This is a genomic window from Thermogutta hypogea, from assembly GCF_055386265.1.
Genome location: NZ_AP042425.1, coordinates 907,320 through 923,900, shown reverse-complemented (window position 1 = coordinate 923,900; position 16,581 = coordinate 907,320). Strand labels below are relative to the sequence as shown.

Genomic DNA, 16,581 nt, shown 5'->3' with positions numbered 1-16,581 from the left:
GCCTTTTCGGAGTTAGGATCCGCCGACCGGCGCCCGATGCGTCGCCGAATCGCGGCCGAGATCGCCGTTCGAAAGAGCCGATACTGTGCCGTTGGACGAAATCGCCTCTCCGTCGCCGTTGGTCAGTTCCAAGAAAATCTGCTCCAACGAGCGATGATCTCCCTCTTTCAAGGCCCTCAACTCGGCCACGGACCCGAAGAAGATCAGCCTTCCCTGGTGAATGATGCCGATTCTGTCGCCGATTTCCTCGGCAATGCTGAGGGTGTGCGTGGACATGAAGACCACGCCTCCTTGCGCCACTCTTTCGCGCAGCAAGTCTTTCGCCAGTCGGGCATTCTTCGGATCCAAGCCGACCATCGGTTCATCGACGACCAAAACGGGCGGATCGTGCAGCACCGCCGATGCAAAGACCACGCGCTGCCGCATGCCGTGAGAATAGCTCTCCGTCCATTCGTCGAGAAAACCGGACAACTCGAACCTGGCGGCCTCGCGCTCGATCCGATCGCGGAGAAGGTTCGACGGCATCCCGCGCAGGCGGCCCACAAACTCCAAGAACTCGCGTCCCGAAAGCTTGTCGTACAGGAACGGTTGATCGGGGACATACCCCACCTGCCGCGCGGCTTCGCGACTCTGCTTGACGGTGTCGTAGCCGCACACGCACACCTGTCCCTCGCTGGGCCGCAACAGGCCCACCAGCATTCGAATCGAAGTCGTCTTGCCGGCCCCGTTCGGTCCCAAGAAGGCGAATAACTGTGCCGCGGGTATGTGCAAATCCAAGTGTGAGACGGCCGTTTTCGTTCCGTAACGGCGTGTCACATCATAAAAATCAATCATGGCGTGGGCCCGTCCGTGTTCTGAAAAAAGCCGGTACGCGCTCTGCGGATTTCCTCCGCCTGATCTGCCAGCCGTCGGGCTTGGCTCCGCGGCAGCCGCGACAGTACGATCGTACTGTCCATCAACCTGGCTTCCTGACGGAGCACCATGCCGTCGGGAGCAACCCAAACTCGGCCCCGAGGCGGCTTGTTCTGCGAACCGCCGTTCGCGCCCGGATCGCTTCGGTACACCACTACCCAGGCCAATACCGTTTTGCCCTCGTGAACGATCGGCTGCCGCCCTTCCACTTTCGCGGAAATCACCTCGAGGGGGCGGCGCTGCACGACCTGATTGGGTAGATTGAACGGACTATAGACTTCGACGGTCCATTGCTGGCCGTCGCGCAAGCCGGGCAACACGCTCTGCGGCGAGAACGAATCGCTTACCAGTACGTCCGATCGAAAGCCCAGGTCCGTATCGTAATTGAAATTGCCCGCCTGAAGATTCAAGTGCAGCGTATCTTTTTCCACGCTCCCGCGAATGATCACCAAGGCATCGGGCAAGGACGGCGTTCGCACGCGCGTTTGAAACGACGAGAGCCGTTTCAACGGATCGAACAACATCACGGTCTCGAACTCCAACGCCAGCCGCGGTTTCGTCTGAGCACGATCGGCGAAAAGGGTCCATATCCCCGGAAACATCTCGCCGAGCGGAAGCTCATCGAAGTGCAAAAGATGCCGAACTTCGGTCAAATCCTCCTCGACCGGAATCGTTTCCGAGACCGCCCAACCGATGGATCGGTCGCGCCAACGGACATGCCATCCAACGACCGTCTCCTCGCGCTGCGCGTTGAGGATCGCTTCGTAGCTGGGGGGGAGCCCACCAAGAATACAGGCATGACCTTTGTGGTGACCAGCCACGTCATGGCGGCCAACCAGAACGAGACCACGGCAAAGGGATACCACCGCGTGTACGCCATGAACAGTCTCAAAGATTTCCGACGGCCGATGCGGCCGTAGTTTCCCGACCGGAAAAGCCCATTTTTTCTCCCACCGGGACAAGGTTTGCCGGGACGTCACCGGTCGCTCGGTCGCCCCTTCCCGAAACCGCAGACCGCCCCGAAAGCCTCGCCGACCCAATGTACCGCGCTGAATAGCCTCTTGCGCGGCATGGTTGATTTCGCAACTCATTGTAACGCCAAGCCGGCCGAAATTCACCACCTTCCGGGGTTCGATTTCGACCTGAGGGAGTACGTTCGGGCAAAAAAGCCGCAACCCGCGGCCGAACGCAGTTTGCCCTCTGACCGGCACAGCCCTCTTGTCGCTCGGCAAAAACGATTGTAGGCTACATTAAAGTTGGGAGTAGACGCCGACTTAGGCCAAAACGCTTCGTTTCGGTGGTCTTACATCCTAACACGGAGAGTTCAACCGCGTTGTCCAGAACGCGGCGCGGTAACCGTTCGGACCGGCCTGAAAGATGCCTGTGGGCGGGACGGCTAGCTTTGACATAGCCCGGGACAGCCCGCACGAATAGCGGATAGCCCTCTCATTCGCTTAGTGATAAAATACTTGCGAAGGGGTTTGCGGGAATTCGTCCCAGCTAACGTGGGGGCGCCGAGAATCGCGTGCGATTCCCCTTTTGCGGCACGTGCAGCCTGCCGAAGTGGGAAGCTCGGGCGATCCAGCGAATTGCGGCGATGTAGAAAGTTGTGGCGGTGTAGCTCAGCTGGTTAGAGCAGCGGAATCATAATCCGCGTGTCGGGGGTTCGAATCCCTCCGCCGCTACTTAGCCTGGAGTAGGCATGGCTTACAGCATCCTCACCCCGCCGGGGTGATCGCCCGCAAGGCCTCTCGATCGGGTACTCTCCTCCGGAGACCGGGCTTGCGGCTCTGAACATCCGTAGCCGCACTGCTGCTGGTTTGCGGATCCGTTCGCCGTCGGGAACGGTGCGGATTGGGTGTGGTCGCCGAAATTGTGGCCCTTGTCGGCCGTAGCTTCTCCTTAAAGTTCGGCGGTTTTGTGATTTCCCTCTTAGCCCGTAGGCATTTCGCAGGTCCATTATCATCGGGCTTCGAGGAAGACGCACCACGGCCATGACGCAGGCCCCGGTGTTGCGACCCATTCCAGCGGCCCGAGGAATTCCGGCTCGACGACACTTTCCCCCGCCCGTTTTCCATCGGCCGCCTGACATCTCCCGCAGCCTACGCCACGTCGCAGGATTGTCGGGCATTCCGGCCGAGCCGTTGACTTCATTGAGCCGGCCGAATCAGAGCCAACCCACTGGCCCCGAAAAATCGGCATCGCGACAAGGAAACGCCGCTCCCTGGCGGTCGCGGCTCGGCGTATCGATCCGTCACGGGTTGGAATATGAACAGATCGCGGGTAAGAATGGGCACTTGTCGCGGCTCGGACAGGTTCTAAAACCTGGGGAGTGCGGTTCGCGGCGGGTATGGAAAGGTACGCCCGGAGGGATTCGAACCCCCAACCGGCGGATTAGAAATCCGCTGCTCTATCCCTTGAGCTACGGGCGCAGGTCAGCAATGCATCGCACGCGGCGTTACGATTTAGCAACACGAGCCCCGCTCTTCCATGCCCCACGATCAAGCCGGGCTCGACCGCAACTACCGAACCGATTCCGGGAGTCGGCGAAGAGGAATCTTTCCGGAAAGGCCGAATTGCAGGCTATCGGCAAGTCTACAAATCGGTTTTTCCGCGGTCAATCCACACGGTGAGGCCTCCATTTTGGCTCCAGGGTTCTGCTTTAACTGCCCCTACCATCCAATGCATAGGGGCCTGACATGGCGTCCGTTCGCCATGGTTGGACATGCTGGAATTCCCGGAGCATGCGAAGACACGGCAAGGGCGGGGCCATGGTACGTGCGAGTCGCAACCATTGCAGTCACACCCTGCGTTGTTCCGTGAATTTCGATCAGGCTGCCAGCCAAACCGGTTCCATGGGCCTCTTCGACATGACGACCTGACGGGCTACGCCTCGAATTTAGGAGAGCGCGCGAAAGAGAACCGCCGGGGCGACCACGAGGGTACCCGTGCGCATTCGCGTCGCTAAGGAGCATCCCTCGCGAAGCCGCAGGAGGAAGGGCCATGCCATCCCTCGAGGCCGCCCCCGACAACGGTGGATCGCTCGAATGTCAACATTCGAGAGAGGGAATCCACCGGGTAAGATTTCAATCCCGACCGTAGGACGCAGTCGGACACAATCTTTGCCGGGCTGCCCGAGGCGAATCGACCGGATATCAACGGCGGAGTCTCAATCGCCGTCCGGCCAATCGAGCTTTTCCTCGGCGGCCAATTTCCGCAGCTTGGTCAAGGCCCTCGATTCGAGCTGCCTTACCCTCTCCTTGGTGACACCCAGTTCCGCACCGACCTTTTTCAGAGTCAACGGTTCCTCGGAGTCATCCAAGCCGAAGCGCCGCACAATAATCTGGCGTTCGCGCTCGTCCAGGCGCTGCAAGATGTTTCGTACTTGCGTCTCGCGCTGCATTTGGGCCGACTCGAGTTCCACTTGGTCGCTGCGTTCGTCTTCGGTAACGTTGAAGAGCTCGCTCTGGGCCGTGCGGAATCGATCACGATAGCGATGCTCGTCAGGGATCGTGCGGGCGAAATTCTTCATGATGGCCCAACTGGCATACGTACTGAATTTGTTGCCGCGCGAATAATCGAACTTCTCCACAGCCCGAATCAGTGACATGTTCCCATCACTTACCAGCTCGAAAAAGTTCTCGGCCGGGCCGACATGCTTTTTGGCAATCGACACCACGAGACGCAAGTTGGCAGAGATGATCTCGTTCTTGGTCTTTACGGCCTCCTCGTAAAGGCGATCGATCTCGGCCATTAGGCCGCGGTCGGGCCTCTTCCGCGATTTCAATCCTTGCTCCAGCTTTTCGCGGAGTTTGGAAGCCTTGTACTTGAGGTAATTCATCTTGCGGAAAAGGTGAATCTCCTGGGCCTGAGTCAACAGTGGGACTTCGTACAGGCTCGCAAGGTACGGCGGCAATCCGGCGGGCAGCCGCCCGGCCCGCGGCGCGTGTTCCGAGGGCGGCGGGGGCCCGAGAATCTCTCGCTCGCGGGCCGGAGTCACGCGTTCGAACTCCTCACTGGGAATGTAATCCAGGGGAAGCTCCCGGATCCGCCGCGCGGCCATCTCATCAATCACTGCGACCGCGCGCGATCGCGTGATGCAGTACCGTTTCGCAATAACGTTTAAGGACTCGCCCGCGCGATGATCGCGGTAGATTCTCCGCTTCAGGTCCTCAGAAAGCGGGCTCTGAGCTTCCGGGAAAATGGCCGACCGCGGATTCTTCTGGTCGAATTGCCGCAAAATGTATCGGATGGTTTCCATACTTCTTCCTGTTCTCGCGGCCAAACGCCGTGTGACCTCCGGTCGGCAGGCCCCTGCCTCCGCGAGGCGCCGCGCGCGATCGATGATTTCCTCTTTCTCCTCGGGCGTGAGTTGGCTGAATTGCGTGGCCTTTTCCACACGCTTGGCCTCCTTTTCCCGAAAACGTCGCACCGTACTTTCCAGGAAGCCGACACGGTGGCGGCCGTCAATCAAGAAGCGTCTGCTGACCAACCCGGTGCGGCGCCACCTCGCCACGGTCTTCGTCGCTACGTTGAACTCCTTGGCCAGCTCGTCAACGGTGTAGATGCGCTCATTGACGTCTTCCGGAGCGAGCGGAACCGTTTCGGCCAAGTCTTCGATCAATTGAATCAGGTCGTGCTGGAGGTCCGTTCCCGTAAAACGCACGTCGTCGCTCGAATCCGGACGGAACCGGGTAATCTTGAAGCACACCTGCCGGTACGTGTACCAACGGGCGGGATCGATTTCCGCGAGCAGTTCCTCTGCCCGAGCGATTTGCTTGATCTTTTTGTCGCGCGGGGCGAAACCGGTTAGCTGGCGGCATAGCTCCGCCATTGCGGGTATGCGATACTTAGCCGACTGAACGGCGCTAGCCATGATCCAACCTTCCCCTAACAGAAAGCCTCTCAGGAAGCGGTTATCCGCCTTGGTATTCAGACGTAGGAAGCGCTGAAAGAGTTCGTGTTTTTGCCATTTCTTCCAGTGGCAACTGTCGTTTTGCAACAGGATACCACGAACGATCCTTTTTTGCAACTATCGCTTCGGAAAATTCGAGAAAACCAGGAATGATTGCTGCTCCTCGCCTGAGTTGGGGCATCCCGACGAGACGCCAAACTGTTTTCGGCGCGAGCCGCGGAAGCCCTGTGCGAACTCGGCCTCCTCGAGAATTCGCCCCCTTGTAGTTGCCGGGATGGCGGGAATAATTACACAAATTCGGATCGGCATGGGAAACCCTTTGCCGAAAGCCCGCAGCTTGCCCGATCAGTCCGCTATTTTCTCGCAAGTCATGCCATTGTGCGCCACCCGGATTCCGTCACCACCCACTGCGTCCCTCGTTGCAATATCGGTTCCAATCCCGTTTAACATCTCACACCCCAAACCAAAAACCCCGGGCTTACCCATATTTCCGCTCGCGCCTGGGCCGATACGCTGAAACGACTGCCAAACATGCGTCTTGCCAGGACACGTTGGTGTACCGTTTGGTTTATTTCGCTACACATCACCCAAACCCGCCAGCGCAGAATAAGATTAATCAACGCGTGATGTTGCGCGGCTTCCCACCGCCAGAGGATGCGCGGAATTCGTCGATGGCCCGTGCCCTGATCCTTCCGAGCTTGCTTCCGCCGAACAAAACGTCCGCAGACGGGATTCCGGTTTCCGATCTGGATTCTTCTCGCCGCTCGCGGTACCCTACGCAGGTTTTTGGAGGCACAGCGTGCGGACCAGCGCGGCATGCCCCTCCGGCAAGTGGTGTTCCGAGCGGTCGCGATGCCGGGCATGCGTGACGTATCAAGAGCCCCCTTGCCACGAAACCTGGTTAGGAAAGAAAGAGATCCAGCATGGCCGCCGTTCGCAAAACGCGCCGCTCTCGCACCGTTTGGATGGCGGGCATGATCGCTCTTTTCGTTCTAACCCCGCTCGTCGGGTGTCGGAGCTGGGAAAAGCCGCAATGGAATAACCCGGGGCCGGTGGAAGTTCAGCGGCAGGCCGCCGAACGGTACGACCCGTATCCGGATACGAATGTCGGCCAGGAAATCGTAGGCAGCCGCCCGCCGGGCTACGAGCATCCCCTGAGCGAGCCCGAGAGGATTCGGCGCAAACCGTGGTTGCCTCAGTTGTGGTGACAAAAGCACTCCGTGTTTTTTGAGATCTTGCGATTACTAAATGCTCGTTCCGTATTCGCGTGCGAACCGGTTTGGACTTGACGTCCGTACGAGGATCCGGTACAGAAAAAGGCCGAATCCTCACCGATGTACGATCGTCAGCCGGTGAGATAGGCCATAGCAAAGGCCGCAGGCGGAGCCGCGGCCGTCACACTCGTGCAAGGATGCCAAACATGAAAGGACATGGGCTCGGCGGGCTGCTGACCGTCTGTTGCTTGGTCGCCGTGCTAGGTTGCTCTTCCACCAAGCCGGGCGGCTTTTCCCTGTCGCAGGTCAACCCGTTCAAATGGAACAAGGCGGATTCCGAGGCCAAGCCTTATCCACAAAAGCCTTCCGCATTTGCCACTCCGAGCGAGTTGCCTACCACGCGATCGCCCGCAACCGCCTACGCCGCGACGAGCAGCAATCCATCGTCCACGGATATCAGCACGAGCAGCCCGTATCCGAGTACCGGAACGTCCTACCCGGGAGTGCAGGCCGGCTACGACGCCAACAGCTATCCCGCCACGACAACTACTCCCCGGACACCGCAGGCCACGGGAAACCCCGGATACCAGACGCAACCCTATCCAAGCACCTCCGCCTTGGACCCGGGCGGTGCTTATCCCGTGGCAAATACGTCCGCAATGGGGTCAGACAGGGCTGGGAACACGGTTCCGCAAGCTCGTTACGATGTCGGTGCCGCCCGGTATAGTTTGAGTGGAACCGGCAGTATCAACTCGGGCCCGGGCGTCGCTTCCATGGACGGGACGGCAAGCGGCGTACCGACGGCGGGAACCCAACCGACCGCAAGTTCCAGCGTCGGGTTACCAGCCTCCGACCCAGCCGCCCTCGTAGGCGACCGCTACGCCCATCTCTACAACAACCAGGGAACCGCCGGTGGCGTCGGTCAGACCGGATATCAACCGGGAGTGACGGGGTATGCCCCGGGGCAGACGGGTTATCAGCCCGGCTTCAGCGAGACGCCGGCCGGCAGCTCTCAATATCAGCCCGGGAACACCGGCTACCTGCCGGCAGGAGTGCCCGCCTACACTTCGCCCGACACACAGACCGGAGGTTACCGCAATACGCTGCCTGGGGCAACGGGCGGAAATTTCGTCCCCGGTACTGCGCCGGACTACCCTGCAGGCGAGTATCGACCGGGTAGCACAAAATCGTATGTGCCGCGGACTTCCATCCCGCAGTCCTCCACCGGATCGACCGTACCCGGCGCCGCCTACGAATCGCAGGCATCGTCGTTTTCCTCCCCGTATTCAGCCGACAATTCCGGTTCGTTCCGAATGTAATTGAGAGCCCCGCCGGAATACCCGCCGAGATGCCGGGAACTACCCATACATTGGCGCGTGAATCCGTGCTTCGCGTGCCGGCCGTGATTCTGTTCGGTCCCACCGGCGCGGGCAAAACCCCGCTGGGCCGTCTCGTGGAGAGCCGCGGTCTTCAGGGACTGCGATGGCGACACCTGGACTTCGGCGAAGAGCTGCGGCGGGCCGCCGGCGGTTCGGATTCGCCCCCCCTCTTCACGCCCCAGGAACGCTCCGCCTTATGCCGCATTCTGCAAGCGCACCGTTTGCTTCGGGCTGACGAACTTTGGATCGCGGAGCGGGTTCTGAAGCACTTTGCAGCGGGAGCACCGCAGGCTCCCGGCGGTGTTGCGGGCGGCGTCGTCCTCAATGGATTGCCACGCAACCTCCAGCAGGCCGAGCTGGTCCATCGCTATTTCGATGCCCACCTGATCGTCGAATTGACGGCTGATGCCGAGACGATTCGGGAGCGTCTGCGGAGCGATCGAGGGGGCGACCGCGCGGATCGCACCGACGATACCCCCGACGCCGTGGCACGGAAGCTCGATTGGTACCACCGCGAGACGCTACCATTGATCGAACACTATCACCGATCCGGCTGCACGGTGGTGCAAATCATGGTTTCCAAGGAGATCGCGCCGGAGCAAACATACCGCGAGTTGGCCTCTCGCCTTGCGGCAATGCCGGACCTGGCCGGGGGGGCGAAGGAAACCGGGGAATCCGGCGGCCGCGAACCCCTCGGGTAATGCCGCCGGCAGGCCGCGACTTCACTCCTCGAGTCGGGCGACAGGGCCGATATAGTCTTCCGCCACGACGATATTGTCGAACCAAATCTTGGTCACGGGATTCGGATTCGGTACCTTGTTTTGCCTCGCGGCGTTTTCCGTGACGTACAAGAGCAGCCAGAAGAAGTTGAGCTTCAGCGACGGGTCCGTCCGCCATCGAAAGCCCTCGAATGGTTCGCCCTCTTCCTTCAGTGTGAAACCCATGCCCGTCCATGCACTGCGGGGTACTCCCTCGCGGAAATGGGCGACCGGCTGACCGTCCAGCCACAAAGCCAATTCGCCGTCTCGTTTCTCGGGAGCGGAGTTGAGCGAGACCATCAACTCGACGCACTGCCAGCGCCCTCGCGGAACCAATTGCGGTCGGTCGGGCTTCAGACCGTTGCCCCAATACCGACCGTCGGCCGAAATCTTCATCTCCGGCCAATAACAATAGAAATTCCACAAGCCGGGCGGCGGATACCGACCATAGTCGCCGTACGGCTCGATGCCCACCGTCACGCGCTCATCACCACGAGGGCGTTCGCCGGCGCCGCCTTGCGGATAGGGTGTCGCCGGATTGTATCCACCCACGTGCACAAAATGATGGATATACGGGCAGTCCAGGGCGAATTTGACATAGAACCGGGCGAATATTCTGTCCACCGGTCGAAAACGGCGGTAAAGGTGACCGCCCGTGTTTTCGCCCAACAAGGCTGTCATTTCCAGCGATGTTTTCCCGCCGCTTCCCGCCGGGGAGTCCTCAGCCAGCGAGAGGACGCGGCCGGCCTTGTTCGAGACACTCTCCCACCGAAGTGCAAGATCCTCCACCGTAATGTTCTCGAAGTCCTCCGCCAAAAGCACGCGAGGGTCTCGGTCGATACCCCGATCGCCCGGATATCGGGTCGCCAAGCCGACGCCGAAGTTGGGCGACGATGTCGGCGGCTCGGCATTGGCTTCGCCTTCGAGAATGCTTGACCAAGACAGAATGCCTAGTAACGTTACGGTCACCGCGATTGGCAGGGGTTTCATGCGACTTTCTCCGGAAGGGGCTAACGAACAGGCGGCCGGACCACGCGAGCAGAACCGGTCTCAGCATTCCTTCGTTTCGCGCGGCGTTGCTTTAGGCTGTAGGTTCGCCAGCCTCCGGCACCACGCCCAGAATCCCACGCAACGAATTCGCCGCCGACCCCGGCAAGTCCCACGGCATCCGCTGCGACGCTGCGGTGAGATCATTGTACCGACATCGCGAGAATCTTGGGACTTGCAAAGAGGCTTGGTCTATACCGCCCGAATAATCATTGGCATTCGGAATCGACCCGGGTCGCAGCGGCCCTCGCCCAGTCGCATCCGGTAGCCGGCCCCGAACTGAACTTCGCTTTAACACCTGTCGCTGCCGACATGCTTGCATCACCGAGCTTGCCGGAGTAAACCATCCGGTAACGAACGGCAACCAGCGCCGCCCAGAGCGCGAAGAGGTCGGCCGGTCGGAAATCCGCAGAGAGCTTCGTCAAACCGTTACAGAGGGAGGCCGGTATGCCCGCACGGCGATTCATCTCGGAACTTGGGGTTGGCGGCTTAGGCAACTGGATACTGGCTTCGGCGGTGTTCGCGCTTTTCTGTGGATTGACGGCGCAGGCCGATCAGATTCTGTTGGAATGGCGTTTCGACCGTCCCGGTGACCTCCAGGGCTGGGCCGGCGGAGGGCATCTGCGGAACCTCCAAGTTCATGGCGGTGTCTTGGAAGGCGAGACGGTCGGAGATGATCCGATCCTGTTCAGTCCGGTTTTCGAAATCCCGGCCGCGCCTCTTCAATACGTCGAATTCCGCATGAAAACGGCTGGTGGAGGAGCCGGGCAGCTCTTTTGGACCGAAACGTTGGAAGGCCGATTCGGCGGTTTCAGCGAAGAGAAGGTGTGCCGCTTCGACGCCTTCTCCGACGGAGAGTTCCACGTCTACCGGGTCTATCCGTTTTGGCACGCGGCGAAAAAGATTATCCGGCTACGACTCGACCCGCCCGCCGCCGGGAGTTTCTCGATCGAATGGATTCGCGTGGCCGAGCAACCGTTGCCGAGCGTTTCTTCGGCGGCGAGCCGGCGAATTCCGGCCCGCGCGGAAAACTGGATCGCGTGGCAGGATGTCCAAATCGTGGGTGCGGCTTCCGACGGGCTGCACCTTCGCTCTGTAGGAAAGTCACCCGTGGTTCTGGCTCCGACGCCGGCCGTTCCCGCGGATGAAAACGCTTACGTTTCCATCCGCATGGCGGTCGACAAAGGGAACGCAGGACGCCTTTTTGCCGTCTCCGACGCCCGCTTTGGGATGGAATCGCTCACGTTTCCCATCAGAGCCGACGGGAAGATGCACTCCTATCATATCGAGGCCGACCAGATCCCCACCTGGTCCGGGCGCGTCCTTCTTTTGGGAGTGCAACCGACGGATGCGGCAGACGCCGCGGTGACCGTCGAATCCGTCGAGATCGGCGACGCCCCCCGCAGTCCGGCGGACATCGAGGTCGCGTTCTTCGGTTCAACGGCCGGTGTGAATCGCGTCCATCGCCCGATCGAAGTTTCGCTCTTGCTGCGAAATCTCGGCGGCGAGGTGGCCCGCGATGTAGTCGCCGCCCTGAAGCTACCGAGCAATTGCCGCATCGTGGGAACGAACGAACAGCGTGTCGCTCGGCTCGGTCATCTGCTTCCTAAGACCTTTTCTTGGACGATCGAATGCGAGGACGCAGTGACCGTGGAGGCGAAGGTCGAGCTGCGTGCGGCCAACCACGCGCCGATGGTCGCGTCGGCGACGATTCCGTTCACGGAGTCACCGCCGGTACCAATGGGGAACGATATTCCCCCGCCTCAACCGGTCGATTGTCCCTACGACATCGGCGTATTCTACTTTCCCGGTTGGGATTCGATGTCGCGGTGGCTGCCGATCCTCGGCTACCCCATGCGAAAGCCGGTATTGGGATGGTACGACGAAGCCGATCCCGAATGCGCCGACTGGCAGATCAAGTGGGCCGTGGAGCACGGGGTCAAGTTCTTCATGGTGGATTGGTACTGGTGCCAGGGCAACCGCCATTTGGAACATTGGCTTCACAATGCGTACATGAAGTCGCCATTTCGTCCGTACCTCCAATGGGCCGTCATGTGGGCGAACCACAATCCCCCCAATACGCACTCCGTGGAGGATTGGCGCCAGGTAACGCAGTATTGGATCGACCATTACTTCGGCATGGCTGAGTACTACCGCATCGACGGGCGGCCCGCGGTGTTCATTTGGTCGCCGGGCAACATTCGCAACGATGTGGGCGGCAGTGAGGAAGCGGCCAAACTTTACGCCATGTCGCAGCAAATGGCCCGCGGGGCGGGCCTGCCGGGGATCTATTTCGTGGCCATGAGCTCCCACGACAGCGAAGCCGCGTGCCGCCGACTGAAGGCGGAGGGCTACGAGGCATTCACATCGTATCACGGATTCCAAATCGCGGCTCAAAACGCCGGATCGAACCAATTCCCCTTCGCCGACGTCGTCAAGACATCGCCGGAACTCTGGCAGCAAGCGGACGCCCGCGCCTCCGGCCTTCTGTACATGCCGATCCTCGATACCGGTTGGGATGCGCGGCCTTGGCACGGTACGCGCTCGCTGGTGATTACGGATCGCACGCCCGAGGCTTTCGGCGAGTTGTGCCGCGAAGCCCGGCGGTATGCCGATCAAACCGGCAAGCGGATCATCGCGATCGGGCCGTGGAACGAATGGGGCGAAGGAAGCTACATCGAACCCTGCGCGGAGCGAGGTTTTCGCGATTTGGAGGAATTGCGTGGCGCATTCTGCCCGCCCGGTCCGTGGCCACCCGCCCTTGTTCCGGCAGACCTCGGCCGCGGGCCGTACGACTTGCCGCCGACCCCGTTGAAGACGCGGTGGACTTTCGACACCGTAGGTGAGTTGGAGGGCTGGATGCCCAACTCCCAAATTCAAGCCCGGGTGGAAGGCGGCGCCTTGATCGGTAAAACAACCGGCGGCGATCCCATTCTCTCAAGCCCCGCCGTTGAACTCGAAGCGGATGCCATCGGCAAAATCGTGATTCGCATGAAATCCGACCGCGACGATTTGGGGCAGTTGTTCTGGGGAACGGCGAACTCACCGCAGAGCGAGGCCAACAGCGTCCGCTTCAAGATCATCGGCGACGGGCAGTTCCACGATTACGTATTGGGAGTGAGAGACTCCCGGCGTTGGCGAGGATTGATTACCTCGCTCCGGCTGGACCCCTCGACCCAATCCGGCGTGGAGTTCGCGATCGACGAAATCCGCTGCGACTCAGGCTCTTGATGAGCGGTAACGTAGTTCGCCGATTAGTCGAAAGACTAACGGACCGTGCCGGCCCGCCCAGGAGCTTTGCACGGGCGCGTCACGCTTCGATAATGCCAAACGTAGTGGGCCGAAACGCGTCCGCTCCATGCGTCCGAATTCGGGTTTGAAAACGGTGAGCAACGGTAAGCGAGGTCTTGCTACGGCCGAAAACGCGGCGCCTCTTCGCCATTTTGCGAGGCTGCATCGCTGGCGCCGCCCAAGTTCCCGGGGATCGGCACGGAGGATCTCAGGGCACGGAATAGCGCCCCGGCCACGCGTCCCGGCCGAACCTCTTCATTGCCGTCGCTCTCGCCTGAGCTTTGCGAAGGCGAGGCGGGATCTCCCGTAACTGAACTCGCCGTCGGGGCGGCGGGGGGTAAATCGGGCGCGGCATTCATGGGCTGCGAGTCCGCTGCACCCTCTCTCCCCGGCGGTGGAGGCGGCGGAACATTCGGCGCGGTCGTTTGCTCCGGAGACGAAACTTGCGACGGGGCCCCGCTGCCGGCCGGCTGTTTTTCCGCCTGCCTTCCGCACCCCAGGCTCAGCATACTGATCGCCGCCAAACCGACCACTACCGCGAAATACCGCAACATGGAAAACCTCCTCCTGTGAAACATCCGCTCCACGAGTGACCTAAAGATCTCTGTTTCGCATCCCTGGCATCAAAATACCGGCCCCTAGTTGCGGAAAGACGCCCCCGCCCTTTTGCAGAAGCAATTGTCGCAGGCGGCAGGCGAGAAGTCTAGGACGCCCTCGCGGGATCCGTCCACGACTCGAGCCGCTCCATCATGCGAGAGATAACGATGTCGGCGGGTCGCGCACGCGCCGCATTGGGTATTCCGCTATCCTCAAGGGCGAAAATCCGAATCGCGATCCTCAATTCCCTCTCGCTCGCTGAGTCCCTCCGGCCGCCGACGGCATCTTGAAACGCGGCATCTGTTCTTCAAGTCAGATCATTCGTAGAATGAACAAACATTCCCACTACTAAAAACGCCGGACGCTTCTCGGTTCGATGCAATTGGGTCGGCGGGCGAAGAACCGTTGATAAAATTCTCGACGGGCAGCGGCGTGATTGCGCTGACTTCTGTCGGACGGCAACTCCTGTCGCAATGCGGTTCCGACGGCGACCATCTTTTCCACGGAAAACGTCACGATGACGAGGATTGCATGGGTAACGGGTGCGTCGAGCGGCATCGGCAGGGCCGTCACACAGTATTTGGCCCATGCCGGGTACCGCGTTTTCGCCTCGGCACGCCGTGCCGAAAAGCTGGAAGAGCTTCGCTCGGACGCCGTCGTGCCGCTTGCGCTGGACGTGACCGACCCCCAAGCGGTCGCCGAGGCTGCTGCGCGGATTGCGGAAGTCGCGGGAAGACTCGACGTCCTCGTCAACAATGCCGGATTCGGACTGTACGGTACCATCGAGGGGGCCTCCGATGGGGACGTCCGGCGACAATTCGAGGTGAACGTTTTCGGCCTGGGCTGCGTCACGCGAGCCGCTCTTCCGCTGCTGCGGCATGGTGAGTCGCCCACCATCGTCAATATTTCATCGGTCGTGGGAAAACTGGCACTCCCCTTTGCAGGCTGGTATTCCGCGACCAAGCACGCCGTGGAGGCGATCTCCGACGCCCTGCGGTTGGAGACGGCCCCACTTGGCATTCGGGTCGTCGTAGTGGAACCGGGAGCCGTCAAGACCGACTTTGACGCCGTGGCGCTCGACCTCTTGGATGCGTGCAACGACCCGGCGGATTATCATCCGGCGAAGAAGGGGTTTCGAGAAGCCGTCGTGGACGCCTACCGCACCGCGCCCGGCCCGGAAGTGGTGGCCCGAACCGTATTGAGAGCCGTCCAATCGAAACGCCCGCGGCGACGCTACGCAATACCGAGCAGTGCCCAGGCCTTTACCGTGGCGCGGAGGCTTTTGCCCGACGGCGCATTCGACTGGATCCTGAGCCGCGTTCTGCGGCTGCGACGATATCCCCGCACCCCGACGGGTGATGCGCGTTCGTGAGCGGGTTGCGAACACGTGAGCGTTTGTCGGTCAAGAGAGAAGGCGAGTTTTGATCCGTGAATCTCCGAGCGTCGGGTCAATCCGAACGTGTTTCGATCGCGGCCTTTGTCGACCTCATTTTTCCGCCGGTCTGTGAGATATGCCGGCACGACCTGCGAAGATTGGATCCCGCATCAGGTCGTTGGGCGGTTACGGAGGCCGTCGTGCCGCAAAGCACAACGTCGTCCAAGCCGGTCATGCTGTGCGACGACTGCATCGCCGGCCTGACGAGCCCGGATTTGAGAGCCTGTCCCCGGTGCGGCGGGTTCGCGGATCAGCATCCTACGGAGACGGACTGCAATTGGTGCCGGAAGGAAAACTTCGCTTTCGGCCGCGTCATCGCCTTGGCACCGTATTCGGAGGCGATGGCGGAGGCCGTACTGAAATCAAAAATGCCCGACGGCAACGACCTGTGCGCGGCGCTGGCCCGCCTGCTCTGCTTGGTTCGCGGCGAGCAACTGAGGGAGCTGAACTGCGATCTCGTAATTCCGATTCCGCTGCACCGCTCTCAGATGGCCGCCCGCGGGATCTGCGGTCCGGAATGGATCGCCCTCGAGATCGCCCGATTTCTTGGAATCCCATGCCGAACAGGACTTCTGCAAAGGGTTCGCAAGACACGACGCCAGCGCGGCCTAAAACGCAATGCCCGGTTCCGCAATGTCCGCGGCGCCTTCGCCGTCCGAGTGGGTTGGACGCGGCGCTTGGCCGAAACGCTGCTCGGCTCGCTTCGGCAATTCACGGCAAAAAGACAAATAACTCGGGGCGGGCCGAGTAACTATTGGGAAAAGCGGAAAGTCCTTCTCGTGGACGACGTTCTGACGACAGGGGCCACCTGCCACGAAGCCGCTAAAATCCTCCGCAAGGCAGGCGCCGCGGAAGTCGCGGTAACCGTGGTGGCAAGGGCCCAGGGTGACTACAGCAGGATTGTCTAGCCCCCTCCTTCGGCTGCTGGGATATTGAACGATAGGGGGTGCGACTTGGATGGGCCGCCAAGCGAATCGCAGGATGGTACACGAACGTCCGACATGGGCGTGCGGCCAAGCTACCCCATCCGCTC

The 16,581-nt window shown here is 60.9% G+C and carries 12 protein-coding genes and 2 tRNA genes; 8 read left to right on the top strand and 6 right to left on the bottom strand.

Going from position 1 to position 16,581, the window contains the following annotated elements; genetic code table 11:
• Positions 1 to 12: 12 nt before the first annotated feature.
• Complete coding sequence (locus tag ACZ5B4_RS03150; protein ID WP_464912989.1) at positions 13 to 834, bottom strand: ABC transporter ATP-binding protein; 822 nt, start codon at positions 832 to 834, stop codon at positions 13 to 15.
• Positions 831 to 1,565, bottom strand: a complete 735-nt coding sequence (locus ACZ5B4_RS03145) for a hypothetical protein (protein WP_464912988.1) — start codon at positions 1,563 to 1,565, stop codon at positions 831 to 833. Before ACZ5B4_RS03145 ends, ACZ5B4_RS03150 begins: the two co-directional genes overlap by 4 nt.
• 144 nt (positions 1,566 to 1,709) lie before the next feature.
• Between ACZ5B4_RS03145 and ACZ5B4_RS03140 the strand changes: the two genes are divergently transcribed.
• Complete coding sequence (locus tag ACZ5B4_RS03140; RefSeq protein WP_464912987.1) at positions 1,710 to 1,832, top strand: hypothetical protein; 123 nt, start codon at positions 1,710 to 1,712, stop codon at positions 1,830 to 1,832.
• A 691-nt stretch (positions 1,833 to 2,523) separates the two neighbouring features.
• A tRNA-Met gene (locus ACZ5B4_RS03135) sits at positions 2,524 to 2,597 on the top strand.
• Positions 2,598 to 3,271: 674 nt separating this feature from the next.
• On the opposite strand, the gene ACZ5B4_RS03130 is transcribed toward ACZ5B4_RS03135, so the two are convergent.
• A tRNA-Arg gene (locus ACZ5B4_RS03130) sits at positions 3,272 to 3,344 on the bottom strand.
• A gap of 737 nt (positions 3,345 to 4,081) precedes the next feature.
• A complete protein-coding gene (locus tag ACZ5B4_RS03125) occupies positions 4,082 to 5,788 on the bottom strand; it encodes a sigma-70 family RNA polymerase sigma factor (protein ID WP_464912986.1) in 1,707 nt (568 codons plus the stop codon).
• A gap of 962 nt (positions 5,789 to 6,750) precedes the next feature.
• Here ACZ5B4_RS03125 and ACZ5B4_RS03120 point away from each other — a divergent pair.
• The 3 genes from ACZ5B4_RS03120 to ACZ5B4_RS03110 all read left to right on the top strand — a co-directional run bounded on the left by ACZ5B4_RS03120 (position 6,751) and on the right by ACZ5B4_RS03110 (position 9,121).
• Positions 6,751 to 7,035, top strand: a complete 285-nt coding sequence (locus tag ACZ5B4_RS03120) for a hypothetical protein (protein WP_464912985.1) — start codon at positions 6,751 to 6,753, stop codon at positions 7,033 to 7,035.
• A gap of 212 nt (positions 7,036 to 7,247) precedes the next feature.
• Positions 7,248 to 8,360 carry a hypothetical protein gene (locus ACZ5B4_RS03115; protein ID WP_464912984.1) on the top strand — a complete coding sequence of 371 codons (1,113 nt, stop codon included), beginning with the start codon at positions 7,248 to 7,250 and terminating at the stop codon, positions 8,358 to 8,360.
• A gap of 29 nt (positions 8,361 to 8,389) precedes the next feature.
• Positions 8,390 to 9,121 (top strand): adenylate kinase family protein, encoded by a 732-nt coding sequence (locus ACZ5B4_RS03110; protein WP_464912983.1) that lies wholly within the window; start codon positions 8,390 to 8,392, stop codon positions 9,119 to 9,121.
• A 21-nt stretch (positions 9,122 to 9,142) separates the two neighbouring features.
• Here the strand turns inward: ACZ5B4_RS03110 and ACZ5B4_RS03105 are convergent, their stop codons facing one another.
• Positions 9,143 to 10,168, bottom strand: coding sequence for a hypothetical protein (locus ACZ5B4_RS03105; protein ID WP_464912982.1), 1,026 nt, complete (start codon positions 10,166 to 10,168; stop codon positions 9,143 to 9,145).
• A gap of 504 nt (positions 10,169 to 10,672) precedes the next feature.
• Between ACZ5B4_RS03105 and ACZ5B4_RS03100 the strand changes: the two genes are divergently transcribed.
• Entirely contained in the window at positions 10,673 to 13,456 is a 2,784-nt protein-coding gene (locus ACZ5B4_RS03100; protein ID WP_464912981.1) for a glycoside hydrolase family 99-like domain-containing protein, read from the top strand.
• A 179-nt stretch (positions 13,457 to 13,635) separates the two neighbouring features.
• Here ACZ5B4_RS03100 and ACZ5B4_RS03095 read toward each other — a convergent pair whose 3' ends face one another.
• Positions 13,636 to 14,070: a hypothetical protein gene (locus tag ACZ5B4_RS03095; RefSeq protein ID WP_464912980.1), complete on the bottom strand. Its 435-nt coding sequence runs from the start codon at positions 14,068 to 14,070 to the stop codon at positions 13,636 to 13,638.
• A 560-nt stretch (positions 14,071 to 14,630) separates the two neighbouring features.
• Here ACZ5B4_RS03095 and ACZ5B4_RS03090 point away from each other — a divergent pair.
• A complete protein-coding gene (locus tag ACZ5B4_RS03090; protein WP_464912979.1) occupies positions 14,631 to 15,485 on the top strand; it encodes an SDR family NAD(P)-dependent oxidoreductase in 855 nt (284 codons plus the stop codon).
• Between the two features lie 203 nt (positions 15,486 to 15,688).
• A complete protein-coding gene (locus ACZ5B4_RS03085) occupies positions 15,689 to 16,456 on the top strand; it encodes a ComF family protein (RefSeq protein WP_464912978.1) in 768 nt (255 codons plus the stop codon).
• Positions 16,457 to 16,581: the final 125 nt, after the last annotated feature.